The organism is Dyella sp. C9, assembly GCF_003332825.1.
Taxonomy (GTDB): Bacteria; Pseudomonadota; Gammaproteobacteria; order Xanthomonadales; family Rhodanobacteraceae; genus Dyella.
Genome location: NZ_QIRF01000014.1, coordinates 1 through 21,264, shown reverse-complemented (window position 1 = coordinate 21,264; position 21,264 = coordinate 1). Strand labels below are relative to the sequence as shown.

Below are 21,264 nucleotides of genomic sequence, written 5' to 3'. Positions count from 1 at the left end.
GCCATGCGGCTCGAACTGCGGGACATCGACGGGGCCAGCACGCTGGACGCATGGTTCGCCATCTACGAGCAGAACTTCCCCCTGCTGGAAGAGCGCGAGTCGCGCGATGGCTTTGCCGCGGTGCTCCGACTCAACGACGAGCCCTCCGTGCAGCACGCCATGGGGCCCTGGCGAGAGTTCGTGCTAGGGATCTATCACGACGATGAACTGGTCGGCGGCCTGGTGTTTGGCGCAACCGCCTCCGCGACGCACCGCTCCGCGGGATACGGGGCGTCCGTGCAGATCATCTACCTATTCAACCAGCTGTCGGTACGTGGCCATCTGCGCTTCGGCTCGGTCATGGCGGCGATGGAGGCGCGCGTACGCGGCCATTACCGACTGGGCCCCACCGAACGCATCGCCTACTTCTTCGAAGCAAACCAGCCGGAGGAAATGACCGAGAACCAGCTGAGCCGCGACGAGCAGATTTCCGGCATGGGGCCCTATGAGCGCTACCGCAAATGGCTGCACCTGCATGCGCGCCCCCTGCGCTTCCACTATGTGCAACCGGCCCTGGACCCTGAGGCCGAAGCCTGCCCCTATCTCGACCTGTTCACGCTCAGCCTCGACCATCCCGAGGGCATGTCCTCCCGCATGTTGCAGCAACACCTGCACGCCTTCGTCTCGATCTCCGTGCTCAAAGGCCGTGATGCCTATCGAGACAACCACTTCGCGGCGATGACCCATGAGCTCGATGAGTGCGAGCGCGTGCCCTACGTGGCCCCGGCCGACGCCAGGCTGCAACGCATCGAACATCGACCGGTTCATGCCGAGTCGATGGCGAGCCTGGTCAACAGCCCGCGCGAAACCCTGCACAACGAATACAAATGGTGGCTGCGTCTGCATCTGCTGGAGGACCGGGCACACCTCGCCAAGGCCGTGATCGGGCTGGCCAACTCCGGCGGTGGCCACGTGGTGCTCGGCTATGTGGATCCGCGCACGCAGGCTGGCGGCGACCGCCACTGGGTTGCCGCCCCCAGGCCGCCCGACTGCCGGGGCTACAACGTGGATGCGATCAACGAAATCATCAGCACGTATGCCTCGCCGGCGGTGCATTGCGATCTCGACCTGGTGTGGAGCGACCGTTTCGGGCAGGAGCACCCCGTGATCACCGTGCCCAGCGGCGGCAGTACGCCGATCGTTCCGTGTCAGGCCATTGTCGTGCATGGTCGCGACGGCAAGCCCAGGACCGCCCTCAGTCGAGGCGCGTGCTATGTGCGCCTGCCCGGCCCGCGTACCGATGCCGCAGTAACGGCAGACGACTGGAGCATCGTGCTGGACCGCGTGGTGCGCGAGCGCATCTCGCAACAGCTGCGCCACCGGCGCTAAGTTGTCGCAGTGCCATGGCGCGTTTAGCCGCAGTTGACGCAAGGCTTGCGAAGATCGACGCATCGCACCGGACCCCAACGATCGAATGGAGGCATCTCGATGAAACCAGCCTTGCTATGGCTGTTCCCCCTGGCACTCGCCGCCTGTTCGCCCGCGCCGCAACAGGCATCAACCCCGCCCCCTGCATCCGGCACCACAGCGCCGGCCCCGGCTGGCAGCTCATCGATGGCTGACACCAGCACGCTGGTCCAGTACCACTGGCGCCTTGCCGAGGCCACCGACAAGAGCGGCAAGCACATCGACGCCCTCTTCGTGCGCAGCGACAAGCCGCTGGAGTTGAACTTCAACGGCGAGCGGGTCAACGTGGTCAACAGCTGCAACAGCATGCTCGGCGGCTATCACGTTGACGGGACGCAGCTGCAGGTGGGTCCATTGGCGCACACCTTGATGGCCTGTCCCGACCCGGCGCTTGCCGCACTCGACGAGGCGATCAGCCAGCGATTGCAGGGCAGCCTGCAATGGAGCATCAAGACACAGGACGCGGCACCGCAGTTGCAACTGGTGACTGCCGGCGGCGATACCCTGCGCTTCGCCGGCGAGGCCACGGCGGAAACCCGCTACGGCGGCCCCGGTGACATCGTGTTCCTGGAGGTGGCGGCACAGGCCGTGCCCTGTCATCACCCGCTGATCCCCAACAAGATGTGCCTCCAGGTGCGCGAGCGCCATTACGACGCCCAAGGCCTCCAGACCGGCACGCCCGGCGACTGGCAGCCGCTCAACCAGGATATCGAGGGCTACACCCACGAGCCGGGCATACGCAACGTATTGCGCGTGAAGCGTTATGCGATCAAGAACCCGCCTGCAGATGCGCCTGACACCGCCTATGTGCTGGACATGGTGGTGGAGTCGGAAAAGGTGGCGCAGTAGTTCCACCGTGATCGGCGCACAGGGCGCCGCTCGCGCAGCGCCGTGCAACGTGCCGGAGGACCGGACTGCTGCCATGCGCTGGCAGCAGTATCGACGCCGGGGGCGGTCTTTCCGCACGTTTTGCAGGCATCATGATGGACCGCGACTCCTCCCCATGGACCGGACATGTCCCCGCGTGCCCATCTTGCTCCTCTGCTGCTCGCCATCGCCGCCCTGCTGGTCGCCATGACCTCGTACCAGTGCGGCGCAGCGCTGGCCAAGCGCCTGTTTCCGCTGGTGGGTGCGCAAGGAGCCACCGCGTTCCGGCTCGGACTCGGCGGACTGATCATGGTGCTGGCCCGACGACCATGGCGCTCCACCCGCACCAATGCGGACTGGCGCGCATTGTGGGGCTACGGGCTTTCGCTGGGCGTGATGAACCTGGTGTTCTACATGGCGCTGCGCACGATTCCGCTCGGCATCGCCGTGGCGCTGGAGTTCACCGGCCCGCTCGCCATCGCCTTGTTCCATTCACGGCGCGCGGTGGATTTCGTATGGATCGCGCTGGCGGTGATGGGCCTGCTTCTCCTGCTACCGCTACGCGAGCAAAGCCATGCACTCGATCCGGTCGGCGTGGCTTTCGCGCTCGCCGCCGGCGTAGGCTGGGCGCTGTACATCCTGTTCGGCCAGAAGGCTGGCATCGCCTATGGCAAGGACGCGGTCACGCTGGGCATCGTCATCGGAGCGCTGGTCGCCGTTCCCGTCGGCATCGCCCACGCCGGCACGGCCCTGCTGTCGCCGTCCCTGCTTCCGCTGGGACTGGGAGTGGCGGTGCTCAGCTCGGCGCTGCCGTACTCGCTGGAAATGATCGCCCTCACCCAGCTACCCGCGCGTACCTTCAGCGTACTGTTGAGCCTGGAGCCGGCCGTGGCTGCGCTGGCTGGCGTGGCTTTCCTCAGTGAACAGCTGAGCACCCAGCAGTGGGTCGCCATCGCCGCCATCATCGTCGCAACCGGCGGCACAGCCCTGGGCGCGAGCAAGACGGTGGCGGAGCCCGTAGCCCATTGAGCGCGAACCAACACGCGCCCCTGCCATGCCCGGATGAAACGCCGCCACACGCCGCCTCCCCGCGAACAGACGGAGCGGCTTGCTGGTAACCGTACGAAGCTCAGATGCCCGCTCTCGCGGAGTCGCCAGGCGTGCCCTCGGCCAGAGGCCCCTCAGCGACGTTTTCTCAGCGGGTCGAGCAACGGCTTCAGTCCGTTGTGGTCAAGCTCGAGCGCCAGCGCCAGCAGGTTTCCGAGATCGCCAGGGGGAAAGCCCTTGCGGGCATACCATGCGAGGTAAGCCCCTGGCAGGTCGGCGATGAGGCGCCCCTGGTACTTGCCATAGGGCATGGTCATGGTAACCAGTCGCTGCAAGTCTTCTGGCTTCATGGCGCGCACCACCGCAAACGATCCGCGTGCGGCAAAACCTCTTGATTCAGAACCATCACCGTGTTGACTCCATGATTGATTCTGGGTTTCCGCAGATCGTCGCCATCAGACATACGGTGTCCCGGCAAGCGCGACGTTGACGCCGGTGAAACCGCGTTCCAGCACACCCACCAGGGCCTTCATCGGCTTGCGATTCTCGCGAAAGGCCGCAAGCGCCTCGCCATAAGCGACCACCAGCGTGCCCATCAGCATCGCCGCCGCAAGTCGTCCAGCGGGATCCGTTCGCGGCCTGCCCACCGCGTCGGACAGCATGCCAGCGAGATCATCGGCAAGCGTCACCTGCAGCTCCTGCGCCCTGGTGGTAAGCGCGGGACTCTCCGCCACTGCGCGCCAGAACTGCACGGGCCGCTCGGTGATCCGGAGCAGCGGATGCTGGCTTTCCACCAACGCGCGCACCAGCGCCTGGAACGCGTGCACAGGCGCCTGTCGGCCACGCTGGGCCAGTGCCTGCCGCACCAGCTCCAGGACTTCTTCCTCGCGGTCGAAGACCAGGTCCTCCTTGCGCGGGAAGTAGTTGAACACCGTTTTCCTGGCGACCGCCGCCGCGCGCGCAATCTCGGCGACCGAGACGTTTTCGAAGCCGCGCTCAACAAAGAGACGCGTCGCGATGTTCGAAATCGCCTGCCTTGTCGCGGCCTTCTTGCGATCCCGAAGACCAGGTGGATTTGAAGCGTTCACGATCATCCTTCCGACAAATCTTATACTGAGTGTAATATTTTTACCAGGCCGGCGCCTCGCAGGCCTGGCACCCTGTGGAGGGAACTAACTTGGTTTACGACGTCATCATCGCGGGAGCAGGTCCCGTGGGGCTGTTTCTTGCCTGTGAGCTTCGCCTCGCGCATTGCTCCGTACTCGTACTGGAACAAGCCCGGGACCCGCGCCACCCGCTGAAGCGCCTCCCGTTCGGCATGCGTGGCCTTACTGCCCCCACCCTCGAAGCGTTCCATCGACGCGGACTGCTGGACGAGGTCGCCACCATGCAGCCTGCCAAGGCAAGCCCGAACCGCCACACCTCGGGCGCGGCGCATTGGATCGACCAGCCCCGCCGCCCCGGCGGACACTTCGCGGGCATCCAGTTCTACCACGACCACATCGACACCTCGAACTGGCCTTATCGTCTGTCCGGCCCCGCCGGCACCAGCATGGCCGTGGACATGGAGTCCCTCGAAACCATCCTGGCCGCTCGTGCCATCGCCATGGGATGCGAGATCCGCCGCGGCGTCGCCGTTGAGCATTTCGAGCAAACCATGCAAGGCGTCACCGTTCGCGCCGCGGGTGAGACCTTTCACGGCCAGTGGCTGGCCGGCTGCGATGGCGGCCGCAGCACGGTCCGCAAGCTGGGTGGCTTCGCCTTCGTCGGTACCGATCCCGAGTTCACCGGTTATTCGGTCGAAGTCGACCTCGCCGACCCCGACCTGCTTCGCCCCGGCCGGCACTACACCCCCACGGGCATGTACACCTACACACCACCCGGAACCGTCGCGATGGTCGAGTTCGATGGCGGTGCGTTCCATCGCATGCAGCCCATCACGCCCGAACACATACAGGCGGTGTTGCGCAGGGTATCCGGCACCGGTGTCACCGTGACGGCGATGCGTCTTGCAACGACCTGGACGGATCGCGCCTACCAGGCGACCCCTTACCGCAATGGACGTGTGCTGCTTGCCGGCGACGCCGCGCACATCCACTCCCCGCTCGGCGGCCAGGGACTCAACCTTGGGCTCGGCGACGCGATGAACCTCGGATGGAAACTGGCCGCCACGCTCCGTGGCGACGCGCCGGAAGGCCTGCTCGATACCTACGGGAACGAACGACAACCGGTCGGCGCGCAGGTGCTCGACTGGTCCCGTGCACAGGTGGTGCTCATGCGTCCCAGCCCGAGCTCCCGCGCACTGGAGGCCATCATGCGCGACCTCATCAATACACGTGACGGTGCCACGTACTTCGCCGAACGGGTTTGGGGCGTGTCCCTCCGTTACGACCTCAAGGCCGAGCATCCGCTGGTGGGGCGCAGCGCTCCTGACTATGAGCTGGCCGATGGAAGCCGACTCGGCGAGCGCCTCAGGACAGGACGCGGCCTGTTGCTGGACTTCGACCACCGTGCACCGCTACAGCCACTGGCGAGCCGATGGGGCGATCGAGTCGCTTACGTTGCAACCGGCGCCAGGGATACGCTGGGCGTGAGCGCCGTGCTTGTGCGGCCCGATGGCGTGGTGGCCTGGGCCGCCGACGCCAGCGCATCGCCTGATGACGTTGTCCGGGCGGCCACACCATGGTTCGGTGCACCGGCCCAGGCGACCGGCGCGCTGTGCATCTAATTTTCACGCCCCAGTAGTCATTTTTTGTAGCTGCCGTGGGGTGAAAGCCGCTCTCCGGGGGCTCCAGGACTGTGCCGCTCCGGCAAGTCACCCGTTTGGCTCCGATAAGCCCCAAGGTTGTTGCGGGCGTAGCAACCCTCCGGATGCGGCGAATGAGCGTTCCATGTCCGCGTCATTCGCTCACCAGGAATCGTTCCGGCTCGTTTGCGCGTCTATGTCCGTGAGGCAAACCGACGGATACGCTTCGGTCTCACTGCTGGGGTATCGATCATGCGCATGGCAGCTCATCGTATCGCGGCCACCTTGCCGTCAGTCGGCTGGAAGACGCGATTGGCCATTGCTTGCATCGGCTTCTGTGCAGCCACAACCCTGTGGTCGCAGACACCGCAGCTATCAGCCACCACGCAGCAGTTCGTGAAATATCGACAACCCGTGCTGGCCATTACCCACGTCCGCGTGATCGACGGAAATGGCTTGCCCGCCAAGGAAAACCAGACGGTCGTCATGCGTGACGGCCGCATCGTCAAGATCGATGCGGCTGTGCAGCCGCCAATGGAGGCCACCGTCATCGACGGTAGTGGACGCACGCTCATCCCGGGCCTGGTTGGCATGCACGACCACATGTTTTATCCGTCACCCAAGGTCAACCCGCAGGCCAGTTACTCGAGCATCCTTCCCGAACAGGCCTCGAGCTTTCCCAAGCTCTACCTGGCGGCGGGCGTCACCACGATCCGCACCACGGGCAGCACAGAGCCATATACGGACCTGGAACTGAAGCATGACATCGATACGGGGTATATCCCGGGCCCCAAGATGCACACCACGGGGCCGTACCTCGAGGGTCAGGGCGCGGTATTCCCCCAAATGCACGAATTGGCGGACGCCGCCGATGCCACGGCTACGGTCAACTACTGGATTGGAGAAGGAGCGACCTCGTTCAAGGCGTACATGCACATCACCCGCGCCGAGCTCACGGCGGCGATCGCGGCAGCCCACGCACGAAACATCAAGGTGACCGGGCATTTGTGCGCGGTCGGCTTCAGCGAAGCGGCCGATCTTGGCATCGACGATCTCGAGCACGGAATAGTCGTAGACAGCGAATTTACACCCGGCAAACAGCCGGACATCTGCCCGGATCGCCAACTCGTTCTAGCCAACCTGGCGACGATGACCGTCGATGATCCCCGTATCCAGCACCTCATCAAATACCTGATATCGAAGCATGTAGCCGTCACCTCGACCCTGCCCATCTTTGAGACATGGGTACCCGGCCGCGCACCGATCGTTCCACGCATACTGGATGCCATGTTGCCGGAGGCAAAAGTGGAGTACCTGGCGCAGCGCGACCGCGTCAACAAGACGACCGATTCGCCATGGCCGAAGGTATTCAAGCTGGAGGAGGACTTCGAGCATGCCTTTGCCAAGCAGGGCGGCACCCTGCTCGCCGGCCTGGACCCGACCGGCTATGGCGGGGTCATCGCCGGTTATGGCGACCAACGTGAAGTGGAACTGCTGGTAGAGTCCGGCTTCACCCCGTTGCAGGCCATCCAGATCGCCACCATCAACGGTGCACGTTTCCTGGGCGAAGACAAAGCCACTGGATCCATTGAAGTGGGCAAGGCCGCTGACCTGGTGCTGGTCAACGGCAATCCCGACAAAAACATCAACGATATCGAGAACGTCGAGTTGGTGTTCAAGGATGGCGTGGCCTACGACCCGGCCAAGCTGATCAAGGCGGCCAACGGCACGGTCGGATTGCGTTAGCCCGGCGGGGCGCCACCTCCACGACAGTTCGTCACACGTCCGAATCCGCGCGGCACACTCCTGCGTCCGGATTGGCGCTCACGCCTTCTTCAAGAAGCAGACCTTGAGTACCAGGCCCTTGATCTTGTCCGAATTCCCCTCGATGTGCTCGGCATCACCGTCCACCAGGCGGATATTCCGGATCACGGTGCCCTGCTTGAGCGGAATCGATGAGCCTTTGACCTTCAGGTCCTTGATCACCACCACCGAATCGCCGCCTTGAAGCACGTTGCCGTTGACATCGCGCACCACCTGCTCGGAATCCTCCCCCTTGGCAGCGATCTGCGGCCACTCGTAAGCACAGTCGGGACAAATGAAGTTGTCACCATCGGGATAGGTGTTTTCCATGCCGCATTGCGGGCAAGCTGGAAGGTCGGGCGTCATCACGGGAAAATACCTTGTCGAAAGCAAAGAGAGGGTCACGCCCGGATGCACGGGCGCATCATCGATCCGGAAGCCCGCCACGCCCATCGCCACGAAGCTGCGCCCCGCCAGGAACGCGCACCGCACCCGAGGCCCGGATCAAGCTCGCTTGTCAGTGCAACAAGCGCACGGCGCCTGATCAAGCAAAGCGGTCGGCCAGCGCGTCAGTGGCCAGGACCAACTGATCGACGATGGCCGGGTCAGCGGCGCTGTGGCCTGCCATCACGATGTGCAGCTTGGCTTCCGGCCAGGCGGCAGCGAGATCGCAGGCAGTTTTTACCGGGCAAATGATATCGTAGCGGCCGTGCACGATGGTGGCCGGGATGCGCCTGATGGGCGCCAGCCCGCGCAACAGCTGGTTCGGCTCCAGGAACATGGCGTGGCGGAAATAATGCACCTCGGCGCGCGCCACGCTGATGGCCACCTTCGGATCCTTGAAGTTGCCCGGTTCGTCGGGATCATGGATCAAGGTAGTGCTACCACCTTCCCAGTTGCCCCATGCCATCGCCGCGGCCAGGCGTACGGCCTCGTCGTCGCTGTCCAGGCGGCGCCAATAGGCTTCCACCAGGTCGTGATGCTCGTCCTCGGGAATGTGCGTGAGATAGCGTGCCCAGCGTTCCGGAAATATCCAGGACGCGCCGCCACCAAGCTGGTTGAACCAGCTCAACTCGCCCTGCCGCGCGAGGAAAATGCCACGCAGCACCAATCCCAGGACCCGCCCTGGGTGCGCCTGCGCGTAGGCGAGCGCCAGGGTCGAACCCCATGAGCCGCCGAACACGACCCATCGCTCGATGCCCAGCTTCTCGCGGATCGCCTCGATGTCCCCCACCAGATGGCGCGTCGTGTTGTTTCGCAGGTCCGCATGCGGCGTGGACCGGCCCGCGCCACGCTGGTCGAACAGCACGACGCGATAACGGGCGGGATCGAAAAAGCGTCGCTGGAACGGCGACAAGCCCGCGCCCGGCCCGCCATGCAGAAACACCACCGGCAACCCCTGGGGATTGCCGCACTCTTCCACATACAGCTCGTGGATATCGTCGACGGCCAGTCGCCATGTGCGATAAGGCTCGATCTCGGGATACAGCTCGCGCACCGGTTTGCTCCCTTGGCAATGAGGCGAGCATACCCACGGGCCAGTGGTCGGCGAAAGTAGTGACCCTCCTCCTCGCCACGTCCCGCAGAGGCAGCGGGGACAAATCCACGCAAAGCCACCCAACATCCAGCTCGCACCATGGCGAGCGTCCAGCAAGCTGCCCAGGATTGATCGAAAGCGGACGCTTCCAGAATCACTATTTCGCCCAGATGAGCACCTTGTGCATTGGCTGGACCTGCCCAACATCCGGCGGACCGCAATCCGGAGGCAACTTGCACACAAAAGTGAAGCTGGCGAAAGGGGCTGATCCGCCCGGAGCCGGGAAGGACAAAGGATTCCTGGAGGCCGCAGTCATCGATTCGTTACAGGCCTCGATGCTGGGGTAAGTCTTGACGAAGACAACTTCGCCTATTGCGGAGTTGTCGCCATGTCTTGTGCCGACGACCACCACCCCGGACACGCAACCTTCCGCAAGCGCACCAGATGACGCGACGATCAGTGCCATCGAAATCCATATCCGTCGATACATGAGAGCCCCTAAGTCCAACAAAGGCCGAACCATAGTCGTCCGAACCACGTCCGCTTCGGGTTGGAAGTGGACCTAGCGAAGCCTCTTTGAATCACTCAAGGAGTTGAGCTAGTGCGTTGAAACGACCAGACTCGTTCAATCATCAGTTGCCCCTTGGCTTCGTTACCCCAGAATTCGCCGGCATGTCTTGGCGTATAGATGCCCTCGATGTCCACGTCAAACTCGACCAACCGGTGCGAAATCATGTGCTCATGAGTCGCTTCGTCGAAGCGAGCAACGCTCGGATCCACTGAGTCGCTCATTCGAGGGTCTTCCTGGATGACCAACCCTTTGCACCCGGGATCATCGAGAAAAGCGGCATGCCTAAGATCGGTTATGTAGTGTGCCTTGATGCGAATACGGATTGCTTTTGCGGGCCCACCGTCTTTCAACAACTCGCAGACCGAGATAGTCGCCTCGTTGCCATTGGCCGCATGATCCGTCGCGAGCGAATGCGATGCCGTAGCAGCCAGAAGAAGGCCGACTCCAAAACCAAAGGACGCGAACCGCATGCCAACCTCCCCATACGTTGCCATGCCAAAACAGGCGCTCCGCTATAAATACCGAAATCTCGAACTACGATCGGCCAGTTCATGCCTGAATGACTGGCGCAGCTAGCCCTATGCACTCGAACTCTGTCATGGCGGCCTCGCCATGGCACAGCGGCACCGCTGCTTACTTCGAGGTCACCTCAACCACGGACACCACGCCAAACTGACCAACCTTCCTACGAGCAGCATCCCGATAAGGTTCCAAGGCACGATGGTTGTTGCAGCTCGAGAACGAAAAATCGAACACTGGCGATGAGTTCTCATTGTCGACCCGAATGGTGACCGTCGACATCCCGGTCTGATCAAGTATTTCTAGAAAACCTATGCTCAACGAATCTGACGACTCCGCCCCGCCCACGTAGCCAGCACCCAAAATCGAGGCCTCTTTGCCGGACATCAAGAATCTTATGAAGTCTTGACGTTGCTGGGGCTGGATCGTGACCCGTAGCTTGATTAGACTGACCTGACCTGATGCGCAGTAAGTCTCGTTGGACGCGGCAGATCCCGCCCACCCAACAATGACCAGCATGAATAGCACGTTGGAAAATACTGATCGCATCGATTGCCTCCCGTCTTTGGGTGGGTAGCTACCCAACTCTTTAGGCATCTAATGGCGATGACGAAATTGCCAGGTCTATTCGTCACGACAGACGGCGTCCCCGCATCCAGCACGGCTATTCCTCCCTAGTGCCGTGCATTGCGCCCGGCTGGCGGCAAGTTCTAGCGACACATCCTTGCGCTGTCAATGCCCCCTCAAAATCTCAATCCATTGCACAATGGCTCGCACAAGTTGCGCGCCGCCAGAAATGCCCCGCGTATCGTCTTCGGTGGCGTGCGAAAAGCGGGCCTTCTGCGCAGTCCGCTTTGGGGCGGAAACGGACGATCCAATTTTCCCGCCAACGCTAGTCAATGTCGTCGCTCCACCGCTCAAGGCACCTCGTCAGCACTCCCCGCCTTCTTGTTGCCAACCGTCAACAAGGGAAGGTACCGGACGGAAAGATAGGCCACGCAAAGGGGGAAAAGAAAATAGCGTGACGTGATCGACAGCAGCTGTGAAACGAGGCCGTAGGAACCGCCGATCCCATCGCCACCAAAGAATGAGAAGTACCAGAAGGCGGTGAACGCGATGAGCGTAATGGCATCGGCAGACGACTTCGCTGCGACCACGCCTTGGAACTTCGGAAACATGCGCACAAAGAAATGCCAGGTGATAAAGCCAGACAGAAGCATCAAGACCGGAAAGAGAGCCCAGCAACTAGTGCCGAGGCCCTGGGCTATCAAGGCAATATCTGCGTGCGTGGTGATCGCGCGGATAGGCACATAGCTCCAGACGTTCGCCGCACACATCAGGGACAGCCAATAGATGAAAGGCAGCACTGCTGATGATCTGGCGCTGAGCCAGGGCACCACGGCGTACAGCAGGAAATACAGGAGCCCGTTTCCAAGAAAGGGGCCCGCAAAGGCGATCACTGCCGCACTGATGCCGTGTCCGGCAGCAAAGATGGGTGCGTAACTGACGTTGTCGGAAACGTCACCAAGGAAGATAAAGTTGTAGACGCTTGGCGGTCCATAGTCGATATCAAAGGGCCTCTCCATCCACCCCAGGCTCCAGGCCATCACACTATGCGCATACTCATGACTTAAATAGGCGAGAGCATGAGCTACCAACGCCAAGAGAAATGAGGCAGCCACAAAACCTATATTGGCCAGACCCAGTGCATGTCGCGTGGAGTCACCCGATCGAGCGGTCATTTAGCCTCCGATGGCAATCGATCAATTAGCGATGCCGCCCAATGGGCAGAACGTCCGATCATCAATGAATGGAAACGTTCCGGATCCTCGCGAGTCCCTGCTCCGGGTCCGAAGCCAACCTTCGCACCGCGCCTTCATTGAGACGATTGTGCCGAGCCACGCACGGTTCTAACAGGGTGTTCGGCTGGAACGACCGTCATCGGAACGTCCGCCAATGGGCGAACCGGCATGGCCAGTGCGCGACTCACCAGCTCCTCGTCCGTCATGGGATCGAGGCATTCGACAAGCAGCCACCGCGCCAGGACGGGATCGGGACAACGGGCGCAAAAATCGATCAGGGCGCGATCGGCAGCTTGTTGATTGAGCCCATGCTTTTTGGGTTGACTCAATACGTCAAGCATGGTCAATAGATTCTCTTTGCTTGCAATCCTGCTCATCCGTGCACCCATCGCCCTTCTGTCCTTGTCTTGGTGAAGTTCGCTGCGGATCGGAAGCGAACGTTGCGCCAGGCCTAAAAGTGTGCCCCTTCGTGACTGATGAGCTCGCCTGTGATTGAGTAATAAAGAACTACATCACCACCTTCGACGATCGATTGCTGCCCGCGGCTGTTCTCATAAACAGGATGTCCTGACACAAACCATCCATCCGAAGTGCGCGAAGCGATGAATTCACATCGAGTCTTGTAATAGCCGCCGAACACCGCTTCGTGGTCCTGGCAATAGCGCAACGTCGCCTGACGGGCGATCTCCACTATTTGGGCCTCCGACATGCCAGATCCAGAATTCGATGCCGCCTGCGCAATGAAGAAAGACGCCAACAGGAAAATAGTATTCATCTGTGTCCTTCCGCCAAGGAGGTATCCAAGAATTGAACCGTCCGCCCCGGCAGGAAGCGAGCACTCAACTCCTGGCCAAGCGCAAGCGTGACTTGCCCACGGCGATACGGAAAATCCAAACGCCCAGCGTGTATGCAGGAATCAAGACTAGGTTAACGCGAGGAGAGGATCCAGCCGGACCTGCCATCCCGGGGTCAGGAATCAACAAAGGCATGGCTTGCAAGAACTCGAAGATGATGACGTAGAGAATCCCTCGCACCAGGACATTCTGTCGGATCGGCCAAATAAACCCAATGGATATCAGGCAGACAACGACAGCTCTGGCTACGATTGGCGCCATCTCTAAACGCTCGACAGCCAACGCCCACGAATTACCCAAGAATCGGGATTGGTTCGCAGTAGGTCATACAGTCCTCCCTCTACCGCGAGCAGCGTGACGACCAGCAAGCGCGCAAAAGCCATAATCCTTTTGAATCGCACGCACCACTCCCTGGAACCGGACTATAAAAATCATCACACGTAAGGTCCCCCCTGGGGCGGAAGAAGACCATCGCGAACGCGAATCCCCCAATGGACGTCCACATCCAAGGTGCGATCGGGGCTGGCAGCAGTTCACTCCATACTGCTCTTCACCGTGGCGGGTTTCCACGGACCAGTGCCCCCTCCTTTGCCCGTTATCCCGCCCTCTGCCCGACGCCCTTCAGCCGGATTGGAGCAGCTCGGTACCAACTCCCTGCGAATTTTCGCCACCCCGCGATCGGGGAGACCATACAGCGGCATATTCACGCATAACGGGAATAAGCACGCAGCTCGATCGTGATCAGCACTGGCGTGGCGTAGATACGAGGACAAGGTCAAGTAGCCCTGTGTTCAAATTTGTCCACTACCGGGGCGGATAGCGTCGAGCAGGGTGCATGGGGCACCCTGCGTTCCCGTCTGCTCTTCATGGAGCGAAGCCTGATTCGCTGCACCTTCCGCCAACAGTGCGCCGCTTGGTTGAATATTCAATACTCAGTGAGTAGCGGCACTGCGGTTTCCAAGCTGCTTCAGGTCAGGGCTCTGGTCCGCCTGGCTGGCGATCGCCGAGGCAGCTGTCTTGGGGACATCGACGAGATACCCGCTGATCTCCACGCCAAGTGCCATGGAATTAGGCGTGTAGCCCGAAAACGCCGGCCCTATCATCAACGCATCCCCATAAATGGTGGTTGGATAGGCCCCATAAAATTCCGTCGGATCCGTGGATGGTTGCGGGGCAAAATAGTCGTAATTGTAGCCATTCGAGCCAAGCTCCGAAGCTACAACAATGACGGGCTGCACATAGGCGCCCGTTGTTGCTGCAAATCCCGCGATATTCACGCTTTGGACAACCAACCGCTTTCCGCTAGGTATCGTGACTGCAGTGTAGTTGAAGTTGTTTAAGTTGATTTGAACCGTAGTTTGAAAAGCATCCTTTGCAATGTCAGCGTTGGTCTGGGCTAAGAGATTCGATGGATGTAACGCTGCGGCAATGCCGAGCAGTGCAATGGTTCCGGCTAGAAAGCTGCGATTGATGTTCATGTAAACCTCCAGGGTTTAATGAATGCCGTGTCGCTTCAGTTAGAACGAAATCACCCTATTTACGCGGCAAACGCCGGCGATCGTCCCGCCGGTGATTGGGCGTGTCAACGCGTCACACCATTGATACACATTGCCTGCCATGTCCTCTTGTTCTTTAACAAACACAGAGCGAGGCGGACCGGCGCGCGCGTTGCCATGCCTTGTATTCCTTAAGCAGTCGGAGCGACATGGCATCCTTGGCCAGTACATCGAAGCCTTATCCAGGCGTTCCGTAGCCGTCCATTCCGCGCCACGCCCGGAATATCCGCCGCAAGTCAGATGCGGAACCGGGGCGATAGCGTCCTTGCCGTTCGAACGGTGCAACGACTGATCTAAGTGCTCCGCTCGTGCATGATGGCTACGGATGCCGCTTCGGGTTCCACGCTTTGTGCACGAACTCAATACGATTGCCATCGAAGTCGGCGACGTTGGCTGCGTAGTAGCCACGGGCAAAGTGGGTACGATCGGCTGGCTTGCCTTCGCTGGTGCCACCGGCCTTGATCGCTGCCGCATACGCGGCGTCGACCAGTTCATTGCTATCGCACACGATGCCTATGTAGAGCCCGGTCTCGCCGGGCTTGCGCTGCCGTAGCCATACGCTTGATCCGACGGCCTTCCCGCTGACATACGCAGCATCAGCGATGCCATAGAGATCCGGGACGTTCTCGGGCCCCGAGGCAGAGTCGTAGTTGCCAAACAAGCTCCAGCCTAGCGGCTTGAGGGCTTCCGAGTAGAACGCCAGCGACTTGTCGATGTCGGCAACGGAGATATAGACGTGATCGATCATGTTTTCTTCCTTTTGTAACTTAAGCGCGCAAACGGAAAAGGTTCGCTTCGCGTCGGAAGCAGACCTCAGCGGACGCGATCAACTACCGTACGGACTTCCACATCCGAGGTGCGGTCGGTGGACGTCTTGGGGGGGTGGTAGTTAGCCCAATACTGCTCTTCACCATGGTAGGCGAGTGTGGCCGTTTTGACCGAAAGCCGACAATTCCCCAGCAGAAACGGTCTCAGCCGGGCCCCTTGGCGGCCCGTCGACCGTAGGCGGGTTAAGGTGCACGCTTTCGGCAGGAAAAAAGAGGGCGGCATTCATGCCAGTACCCGCCAGAATCGTGGACGCCCATGTCCATCTCTACGACATCCAGCAGAACCGCCACCGTTTCCTCGAAAAGACCGACCCCGGTTATGAGGCCTTCGTTGGCAACTACAACAGCCTGCCCAGGCGATACCTGCTGGATGACTACCTCGCCGATACACATGGCTATCCAGTGGATGCCATTGTTTGGCATGAATTCCTGTCGGACGAGCCGTGGCGGGAGGCGGCCTGGGCACAGCAACGCGCGGATGCCGGCGGCTTGCGTCACGCCCTCGTTGCAAAGGTCGATTTTCTCGATCCCGCCCTGGAAGCCGCACTTGAGCGGTACGCAGACCTGCGAAACGTCACGGCGGTTCGGGAACACCTGGTCTGGGACGACAGCCACCCGTTGAAGCGTTTCGCGAAACGGCCCGATCTCATGCGGGACCCCGCCTGGCGACGGAAGCTGCGCGTGCTGGAGCGTCACCAGTTCAAATGTGGACTGGAAGTGTTCTCCAGCCAGCTGGGCGACCTGATCGAGGTCATCCATCAATATCCGAACATCGGCTTCACGATTGCAGTCATGGGCTGGCCCATCGATACGACATGGCCGGGTTTCGAGCGCTGGCGATGCGACATCACAAGCGTGGCCCGCTGCGGCAACGTATGCATGGACATATCTGCGCTCGAATGCGTGTTTGGCATGCAATGGGCGTGGGACGACGCACAGCCATGGATCCGCACGGCCATCGAGTGCTTCGGCCCATCGCGCTGCATGCTGGGCAGCCATCTGCCAATCGCGAAACTCTCGACGGGATTTGGCGAACTGTATCGCCGCTATGAACAAATCACGGAGGGATGCTCGGCGGACGAGATCGACGAGCTCTTCTACGGCGTAGCGAATCGTTGGTTCCGTCCCGCCTGACGCCATCGGCCCAACAAGCGTGCTGCCCGACACCAGCGCGGGCTCGGCAGCCCAGGCTTTTCCGGTGCCCGCGCGGCTGCCTGTTGGACAGTGGCGATCCTCCACGAACCGCTGGAGCCGGCCAAGACGAAAGCCCCGCAGACGTGTCGAATTCGACGCAATCCGTTCGACGCAATACTGAGGCCCTGGAACAGCAGCGCGCCCGGCCAACCTGCATTCCTTCGGTCGGGTGAAAGCCAGGCGGCGGGGCCGATGGATCGAGGACGATCCCGAGACGAACCTGCGCGTGGAGAGAGCGATGCGAAAGTTGATCTTGCTGATGTCCATCTCGCTTGACGGTTTTGTCAGCGGCCCCGAGGGCGACGTCAACTGGATATTCAGCGGCGACCGGGAGGCCATAGCGTGGAAAGTGGACCAGTTGCGGAACGCCGGCCTGCTGGTCATGGGCAGCCGTTCCTTCCAGGCCATGGCGCCCTTTTGGCCCACCGCCACCACGGCGTTCGCGCCACCCATGAACCAGGTTCCCAAGGCGGTCTTTTCAAAACAAGGGAAGGCCATCCTGGAGCCGGCCACCAAGGTGCTCAGCGAGGCCCAGGCCGGGCAGCTTCAACCGGGCGCCGAAAGCTGGGCACAGGCCCAGGTGGCAAGTGGCGACCTCGCCCCTGAAATGGCCAGGCTGAAAGCTGTGGACGGCAAGCCGATCATCGCCCTGGGTGGCGCGTCGTTCGCACGCAGCCTCGTCGCGCTGAACCTGGTCGATGAATACGTCTTGATGGTTCATCCCATCGCGTTGGGGACAGGCGAGCCCATCTTCAGTGATCTCCCCGGGCCAAGGCCACTCACGCTGGTGGACTCCAGGCCCTTCCCGCTCGGCGCGCTGGCCCAGATCTATCGGCCGACCTGACCAAGCCTACGATGGCGTGGCTTGGGGAGCGAATGAAGCAGACCAACGACACCGCCTCCGGAGGCGCGACCACCATCAACCGTTTTCCCGCAAGCACCACCGATGCGCCAGAGATGCCCTGCTCCGCACCACCGACGCAGCCGTCATGGCGGCGACGGATTCCATCCCCCCGACCTACCCCGCTATTGCGCCCTACAGCGCGCGCGACCGTCGCCTTATGGCGGCATTCTCCAGAACCGTCGTGCCGTCTTGCCCATGGAGAAACTCGCCGACAAAGGCCCGGCCGATGTCGTCCTGATCGATCGTGCCGAACGACCCCGGAACAAGGCGCCCCACCAAGGCAAGAAAGCCTGGCGTGTGCACATTGCCGGCAATGATGCCCGGGCGAAGAATGGCCAGGCGCCTGAAGCCGACGCTGCGCACGGCATCCTCTTTCTCGCCCATGATGCGCGCATAACGGATGCGGCTGGTGGCGCTGCTTCCGGCCGCTGAAAGCAGACCAAAGACTTCCACGCCTGCCGCCTTGCAGCCCCGTGCAAATGCGCCGACCACTCCGATCTCCAGCTTCCGCATGTCCTCAACGCTCCATTGCTGGCTGCCCTTGCCTATGCCAATGCACGAGGCGGCATAGAGCGCATCGCCCTGCGCACGCAATGCATGGGCGAGCGCCTCGACGTCACCGGCAAAGCTGGCGCTGCCGGTATCCATGACCACCTGGCGCAATCGCGCATCGTCGACGAGGGCGCCGGTCCGTCGATTCACCAGCACAATCTCCGTGCACGCGTTGCAGGCCAGCAGCGCCCGGACCAAGGCCGACCCCACTTGCCCGGTACCTCCTGCGATCAGGATGCGAAAGCCCATGTCGTGCCTCGTAGTAGTTCTGGATCAGGCCAGCCTCACGAACGGCGGCCTGGTCGCTCAACGTCAATCAGCGGGTGAACGCTGACGCCCATGGAGCGATGGGCCATAACGCCCTGCAAGCCCGCAATGCCTTCGCGGCACCCTGCGCCCGGACTTGCTCGCCACGCCCCAGCGTTGCCAGTTTACCTGCTTGGTATATCGCATGTCCGACATGTGCCCATGGGCAACGGTGCAAATACAACGCCTCCCGCGTGGAGGTCTTCCAGCAAGCGATGCCTGCAAATGCCCGCGAAAGTAGTCGGTTGAATCCCATGACCTCCGTCCTCCTCCATGGGCTATCCGCAGATGCAAGGCATCCAATAACTAGGACAGTTACCTCCTAGGCAGCAGACACGGCCTGTTGCACGCCGACCGTGGAACCTCGGCCATCCGGTCAATAGACGCCTGCCGCAAGCCGTGGTCGCCTAATGCGGTGCCGCAATCCGCGCAGTCCAGAAGAGTGGTGGGTGGCACCAGGGGATGACAACACGGTGAGTGATTGCGCATGGCCTGCGTTCGACGCAAGGGCCTGGCTCACACGGGCTTGTGCGGCTTCAACGCCCGCCGGCTGGAATGGGACCAATCCAGCGAGCGCGGCCAGGGTGAAAGTCCACCGCTTGAGCGGTGAGCTCTCCGCGATAACACAAAGCATGTTGCAAAAGATTCTTCATACAACCAAGGGACGGTGACCCATGGAGAACCCAGCCGCTGAAACCATCCTCGATCGCTTCCTCAAGTGGGAGCAAGAGCAGCGCGACGATATCTACCTGACGCAACCCTACCCCGACGGGACGGTCGTCCATTACTCCTGGGGCGAGGTTGGTGACCAGGCTCGTCGCATGGCAGCCCATCTCATCTCGCAGGGATTGCCGGCGGGGACCCGCATTGCGCTGCTCGGTCGCAACAGCGCGCATTGGATCATCGCGGACCTGGCCATCATGATGGCCGGCATGGTCAGCGTGCCGCTGTACCCCGCGTTCAGCGCACAATCGGTGCAGTTCGTGCTGAGGCATAGCGAGGCCCGGCTGCTGTTGATCGGCAAGCTCGACGGCATCAACGACAACTGGACGAACATCCGCGAACACCTGCCTTCCGACCTGCCACTGCTGGCGCTACCGCTGTCGCCGCGCCAGGACATCCCCCAATGGAACGATGTGATCAAACGGCACGCGCCACTCGCGAACGTGCACGCGCCAGGTCACGATGAACCCGTCACCATCATCTACACCTCGGGCACCACCGGCCAGCCCAAAGGCGTGGTGCTTTCCCATGGCGGCATCGCCGCAGCCTATCTCGCGATGCTGCGCAGCGGCCATTGGGATACGCGCAACACCGCACGTGGCTTCTCCTATCTTCCGCTCGCCCACGCCGCGGAACGCGCCTCGGTAGAGGTCGCTTCGCTGGCGTTCGGCTATCGCGTGTTTTTTGCCGATTCGCTGACCACCTTCGTCGACGACCTCAAGCGTGCACGGCCAACAGTGTTCTTCTCCGTGCCGCGGCTATGGACGAAGTTCCATCTGTCCGTCAATGAAAAGATCTCGCCTGCGAAACAGCGGATGCTGTTCCCACTCCCCCTTCTTGGCATGCTCATCAAGCAGAAGATCCTGCGCGAACTCGGTCTTGACCAGGTGCGGGTGGCCTTCACGGCCTCCGCCCCGCTTCCGGTAACGCTCATGCGCTGGTATCGCAACCTTGGATTGGAACTTCTCGATGTCTATGGCATGACGGAAAACTTCGCCATCTCGCATACCAACCTGCCCGATCGCCAGCGCTATGGAAGCGTCGGGCGACCACAAGCCGGCGTCATGGCGCGCATCGGCGCTGCCGGCGAAATCGAGGTGAAAAGCCCGACGCAGATGCTGGGTTACTACAAGGACCCTGAGCTAACCGCCCGACAGACGACAAACGATGGCTATTTCCGCACCGGCGACTGTGGCGAGATCGACGCGGATGGGTTCCTGCGGCTCACGGGCCGCGTGAAGGATGCCTTCAAGACGCTCAAGGGCGAATATGTCACGCCCGCACCGATCGAGCAGGCGCTCTCCACGCACCCGCGAATCGAGGCCGTGTGCGTGGCCGGCGCGGGCTTGGTCATGCCCTTCGCCCTGCTGATGCCTTCGGCCGAAACCCGCGAAGCCATGGCGGCGGGACGCCTGGATCGCGCGACCTTGGCCCGCGAATTCGACGAGCTCCGTGAACGCGCCAATGCCGCCGCATCCGCGCACGAACGATTGCAGTTCCTTGCAGTGGTCAAGGACGACTGGACCACCGAGAACGCGCTGCTGACGCCCACCCTGAAGATCCGGCGTAGCGAAATCGAGCGGCGCTACACGCCGCTCGCCGAGCAATGGGCAGCGCTTGGCCAGCGCGTCATCTGGGAGGAGTAGCCCCACGCGGACCGGAACCCCGATGAGGCGCGAGCGGACGTCGGCGCGCAAGGTCGGGAGTCCCGCTTGGGCGGCGGCCTTCACGGCTTGGCTGCGAACAGCATTAGGCCACCCCGAACCTTGACCAAATGACCAGTAGGTCTGCTCGGGGCCGGAAGCGGGCGCTTCCAATCCTAAGGCTTTCGTGAGATCGGAGGTCCAAGCTTTGCCAACACCAATGAGGCGATGGTAAAGAGCAGCCACAGGGCGATAATCGCTTCGACAAAGTGCAAAGGGGTCGAAAACCAAGCACCGATGAAACTTGTAGGTGCCAGTTGCTGTCTCTTATAACCATCTGACGCTGCCGACGATCTTACGCGTGGTC

Annotated in this window: 21 protein-coding genes; 8 read left to right on the top strand and 13 right to left on the bottom strand. The window is 61.7% G+C overall.

The window, feature by feature from the left end; translation table 11 throughout:
* The first annotated feature begins 3 nt into the window (after positions 1-3).
* From DVU99_RS14860 to rhtA, 3 genes are all read left to right on the top strand, one after another.
* Positions 4-1,368, top strand: a complete 1,365-nt coding sequence (locus tag DVU99_RS14860; RefSeq protein ID WP_114241016.1) for a helix-turn-helix domain-containing protein — start codon at positions 4-6, stop codon at positions 1,366-1,368.
* A 225-nt stretch (positions 1,369-1,593) separates the two neighbouring features.
* Entirely contained in the window at positions 1,594-2,295 is a 702-nt protein-coding gene (locus DVU99_RS14855) for an META and DUF4377 domain-containing protein (RefSeq protein WP_232823621.1), read from the top strand.
* A gap of 165 nt (positions 2,296-2,460) precedes the next feature.
* Positions 2,461-3,342, top strand: a complete 882-nt coding sequence (gene rhtA / locus DVU99_RS14850; RefSeq protein WP_114241014.1) for a threonine/homoserine exporter RhtA — start codon at positions 2,461-2,463, stop codon at positions 3,340-3,342.
* A gap of 152 nt (positions 3,343-3,494) precedes the next feature.
* On the opposite strand, the gene DVU99_RS14845 is transcribed toward rhtA, so the two are convergent.
* On the bottom strand, positions 3,495-3,710 hold the full coding sequence (locus tag DVU99_RS14845) for a DUF3820 family protein (protein ID WP_114241094.1): 216 nt from the start codon (positions 3,708-3,710) through the stop codon (positions 3,495-3,497).
* A 105-nt stretch (positions 3,711-3,815) separates the two neighbouring features.
* On the bottom strand, positions 3,816-4,454 hold the full coding sequence (locus tag DVU99_RS14840) for a TetR/AcrR family transcriptional regulator (RefSeq protein ID WP_114241013.1): 639 nt from the start codon (positions 4,452-4,454) through the stop codon (positions 3,816-3,818).
* Between the two features lie 68 nt (positions 4,455-4,522).
* On the opposite strand from DVU99_RS14840, the gene DVU99_RS14835 reads away from it, so the two are divergent.
* Both DVU99_RS14835 and DVU99_RS14830 read left to right on the top strand, forming a co-directional pair.
* The gene (locus DVU99_RS14835; protein ID WP_343126332.1) at positions 4,523-6,088 is read left to right on the top strand and encodes an FAD-dependent monooxygenase; all 1,566 of its coding nucleotides are present in this window, start codon (positions 4,523-4,525) and stop codon (positions 6,086-6,088) included.
* Positions 6,089-6,358: 270 nt separating this feature from the next.
* Complete coding sequence (locus DVU99_RS14830; RefSeq protein WP_114241011.1) at positions 6,359-7,852, top strand: amidohydrolase family protein; 1,494 nt, start codon at positions 6,359-6,361, stop codon at positions 7,850-7,852.
* Positions 7,853-7,930: 78 nt separating this feature from the next.
* Here DVU99_RS14830 and DVU99_RS14825 read toward each other — a convergent pair whose 3' ends face one another.
* The 10 genes from DVU99_RS14825 to DVU99_RS14780 form a co-directional block, all read right to left on the bottom strand.
* Complete coding sequence (locus DVU99_RS14825; protein ID WP_114241093.1) at positions 7,931-8,275, bottom strand: zinc ribbon domain-containing protein YjdM; 345 nt, start codon at positions 8,273-8,275, stop codon at positions 7,931-7,933.
* Between the two features lie 178 nt (positions 8,276-8,453).
* Entirely contained in the window at positions 8,454-9,407 is a 954-nt protein-coding gene (gene pip / locus DVU99_RS14820; RefSeq protein ID WP_114241010.1) for a prolyl aminopeptidase, read from the bottom strand.
* A gap of 196 nt (positions 9,408-9,603) precedes the next feature.
* Positions 9,604-9,912, bottom strand: coding sequence for a hypothetical protein (locus tag DVU99_RS19800; protein ID WP_157971457.1), 309 nt, complete (start codon positions 9,910-9,912; stop codon positions 9,604-9,606).
* Between the two features lie 119 nt (positions 9,913-10,031).
* Positions 10,032-10,487: a hypothetical protein gene (locus DVU99_RS14815; protein ID WP_157971456.1), complete on the bottom strand. Its 456-nt coding sequence runs from the start codon at positions 10,485-10,487 to the stop codon at positions 10,032-10,034.
* A gap of 163 nt (positions 10,488-10,650) precedes the next feature.
* Positions 10,651-11,085, bottom strand: a complete 435-nt coding sequence (locus DVU99_RS14810) for a hypothetical protein (RefSeq protein WP_157971455.1) — start codon at positions 11,083-11,085, stop codon at positions 10,651-10,653.
* A gap of 368 nt (positions 11,086-11,453) precedes the next feature.
* Positions 11,454-12,278, bottom strand: coding sequence for a hypothetical protein (locus DVU99_RS14805; protein ID WP_157971454.1), 825 nt, complete (start codon positions 12,276-12,278; stop codon positions 11,454-11,456).
* A gap of 134 nt (positions 12,279-12,412) precedes the next feature.
* Complete coding sequence (locus tag DVU99_RS19795) at positions 12,413-12,715, bottom strand: hypothetical protein (protein WP_157971453.1); 303 nt, start codon at positions 12,713-12,715, stop codon at positions 12,413-12,415.
* 74 nt (positions 12,716-12,789) lie between these two features.
* Positions 12,790-13,113 carry a hypothetical protein gene (locus DVU99_RS14795; RefSeq protein ID WP_114241005.1) on the bottom strand — a complete coding sequence of 108 codons (324 nt, stop codon included), beginning with the start codon at positions 13,111-13,113 and terminating at the stop codon, positions 12,790-12,792.
* A 1,011-nt stretch (positions 13,114-14,124) separates the two neighbouring features.
* Complete coding sequence (locus DVU99_RS14785; protein ID WP_114241003.1) at positions 14,125-14,670, bottom strand: hypothetical protein; 546 nt, start codon at positions 14,668-14,670, stop codon at positions 14,125-14,127.
* Positions 14,671-15,067: 397 nt separating this feature from the next.
* Positions 15,068-15,496: a VOC family protein gene (locus tag DVU99_RS14780; protein WP_114241002.1), complete on the bottom strand. Its 429-nt coding sequence runs from the start codon at positions 15,494-15,496 to the stop codon at positions 15,068-15,070.
* A gap of 304 nt (positions 15,497-15,800) precedes the next feature.
* Here DVU99_RS14780 and DVU99_RS14775 point away from each other — a divergent pair, with 304 nt between their 5' ends.
* Positions 15,801-16,709 (top strand): amidohydrolase, encoded by a 909-nt coding sequence (locus DVU99_RS14775; protein ID WP_114241001.1) that lies wholly within the window; start codon positions 15,801-15,803, stop codon positions 16,707-16,709.
* A 298-nt stretch (positions 16,710-17,007) separates the two neighbouring features.
* Positions 17,008-17,613 (top strand): dihydrofolate reductase family protein, encoded by a 606-nt coding sequence (locus tag DVU99_RS14770; protein WP_114241000.1) that lies wholly within the window; start codon positions 17,008-17,010, stop codon positions 17,611-17,613.
* A 192-nt stretch (positions 17,614-17,805) separates the two neighbouring features.
* On the opposite strand, the gene DVU99_RS14765 is transcribed toward DVU99_RS14770, so the two are convergent.
* On the bottom strand, positions 17,806-18,474 hold the full coding sequence (locus DVU99_RS14765; RefSeq protein ID WP_114240999.1) for an NAD(P)H-binding protein: 669 nt from the start codon (positions 18,472-18,474) through the stop codon (positions 17,806-17,808).
* Between the two features lie 731 nt (positions 18,475-19,205).
* Here DVU99_RS14765 and DVU99_RS14760 point away from each other — a divergent pair.
* On the top strand, positions 19,206-20,900 hold the full coding sequence (locus DVU99_RS14760; protein ID WP_114240998.1) for an AMP-binding protein: 1,695 nt from the start codon (positions 19,206-19,208) through the stop codon (positions 20,898-20,900).
* The last annotated feature ends 364 nt before the right edge of the window (positions 20,901-21,264 follow it).

What these genes read in the sequence shown, in the direction of transcription:
- rhtA (WP_114241014.1), top strand. Translation starts at nt 2,461, where the DNA reads ATGTCCCCGCGTGCCCATCTTGCTCCTCTGCTGCTCGCCATCGCCGCC.
- DVU99_RS14860 (WP_114241016.1), top strand. Translation starts at nt 4, where the DNA reads ATGCGGCTCGAACTGCGGGACATCGACGGGGCCAGCACGCTGGACGCA.
- DVU99_RS14845 (WP_114241094.1), bottom strand. Translation starts at nt 3,710, where the DNA reads ATGAAGCCAGAAGACTTGCAGCGACTGGTTACCATGACCATGCCCTAT.
- DVU99_RS14780 (WP_114241002.1), bottom strand. Translation starts at nt 15,496, where the DNA reads ATGATCGATCACGTCTATATCTCCGTTGCCGACATCGACAAGTCGCTG.
- DVU99_RS14825 (WP_114241093.1), bottom strand. Translation starts at nt 8,275, where the DNA reads ATGACGCCCGACCTTCCAGCTTGCCCGCAATGCGGCATGGAAAACACC.
- DVU99_RS14855 (WP_232823621.1), top strand. Translation starts at nt 1,594, where the DNA reads ATGGCTGACACCAGCACGCTGGTCCAGTACCACTGGCGCCTTGCCGAG.
- DVU99_RS14815 (WP_157971456.1), bottom strand. Translation starts at nt 10,487, where the DNA reads ATGCGGTTCGCGTCCTTTGGTTTTGGAGTCGGCCTTCTTCTGGCTGCT.
- DVU99_RS14830 (WP_114241011.1), top strand. Translation starts at nt 6,359, where the DNA reads ATGCGCATGGCAGCTCATCGTATCGCGGCCACCTTGCCGTCAGTCGGC.
- DVU99_RS14805 (WP_157971454.1), bottom strand. Translation starts at nt 12,278, where the DNA reads ATGACCGCTCGATCGGGTGACTCCACGCGACATGCACTGGGTCTGGCC.
- DVU99_RS14760 (WP_114240998.1), top strand. Translation starts at nt 19,206, where the DNA reads ATGGAGAACCCAGCCGCTGAAACCATCCTCGATCGCTTCCTCAAGTGG.
- DVU99_RS19800 (WP_157971457.1), bottom strand. Translation starts at nt 9,912, where the DNA reads ATGGCACTGATCGTCGCGTCATCTGGTGCGCTTGCGGAAGGTTGCGTG.
- DVU99_RS14785 (WP_114241003.1), bottom strand. Translation starts at nt 14,670, where the DNA reads ATGAACATCAATCGCAGCTTTCTAGCCGGAACCATTGCACTGCTCGGC.
- DVU99_RS14765 (WP_114240999.1), bottom strand. Translation starts at nt 18,474, where the DNA reads ATGGGCTTTCGCATCCTGATCGCAGGAGGTACCGGGCAAGTGGGGTCG.
- DVU99_RS19795 (WP_157971453.1), bottom strand. Translation starts at nt 12,715, where the DNA reads ATGAGCAGGATTGCAAGCAAAGAGAATCTATTGACCATGCTTGACGTA.
- DVU99_RS14840 (WP_114241013.1), bottom strand. Translation starts at nt 4,454, where the DNA reads ATGATCGTGAACGCTTCAAATCCACCTGGTCTTCGGGATCGCAAGAAG.
- DVU99_RS14810 (WP_157971455.1), bottom strand. Translation starts at nt 11,085, where the DNA reads ATGCGATCAGTATTTTCCAACGTGCTATTCATGCTGGTCATTGTTGGG.
- DVU99_RS14770 (WP_114241000.1), top strand. Translation starts at nt 17,008, where the DNA reads ATGCGAAAGTTGATCTTGCTGATGTCCATCTCGCTTGACGGTTTTGTC.
- DVU99_RS14795 (WP_114241005.1), bottom strand. Translation starts at nt 13,113, where the DNA reads ATGAATACTATTTTCCTGTTGGCGTCTTTCTTCATTGCGCAGGCGGCA.
- DVU99_RS14775 (WP_114241001.1), top strand. Translation starts at nt 15,801, where the DNA reads ATGCCAGTACCCGCCAGAATCGTGGACGCCCATGTCCATCTCTACGAC.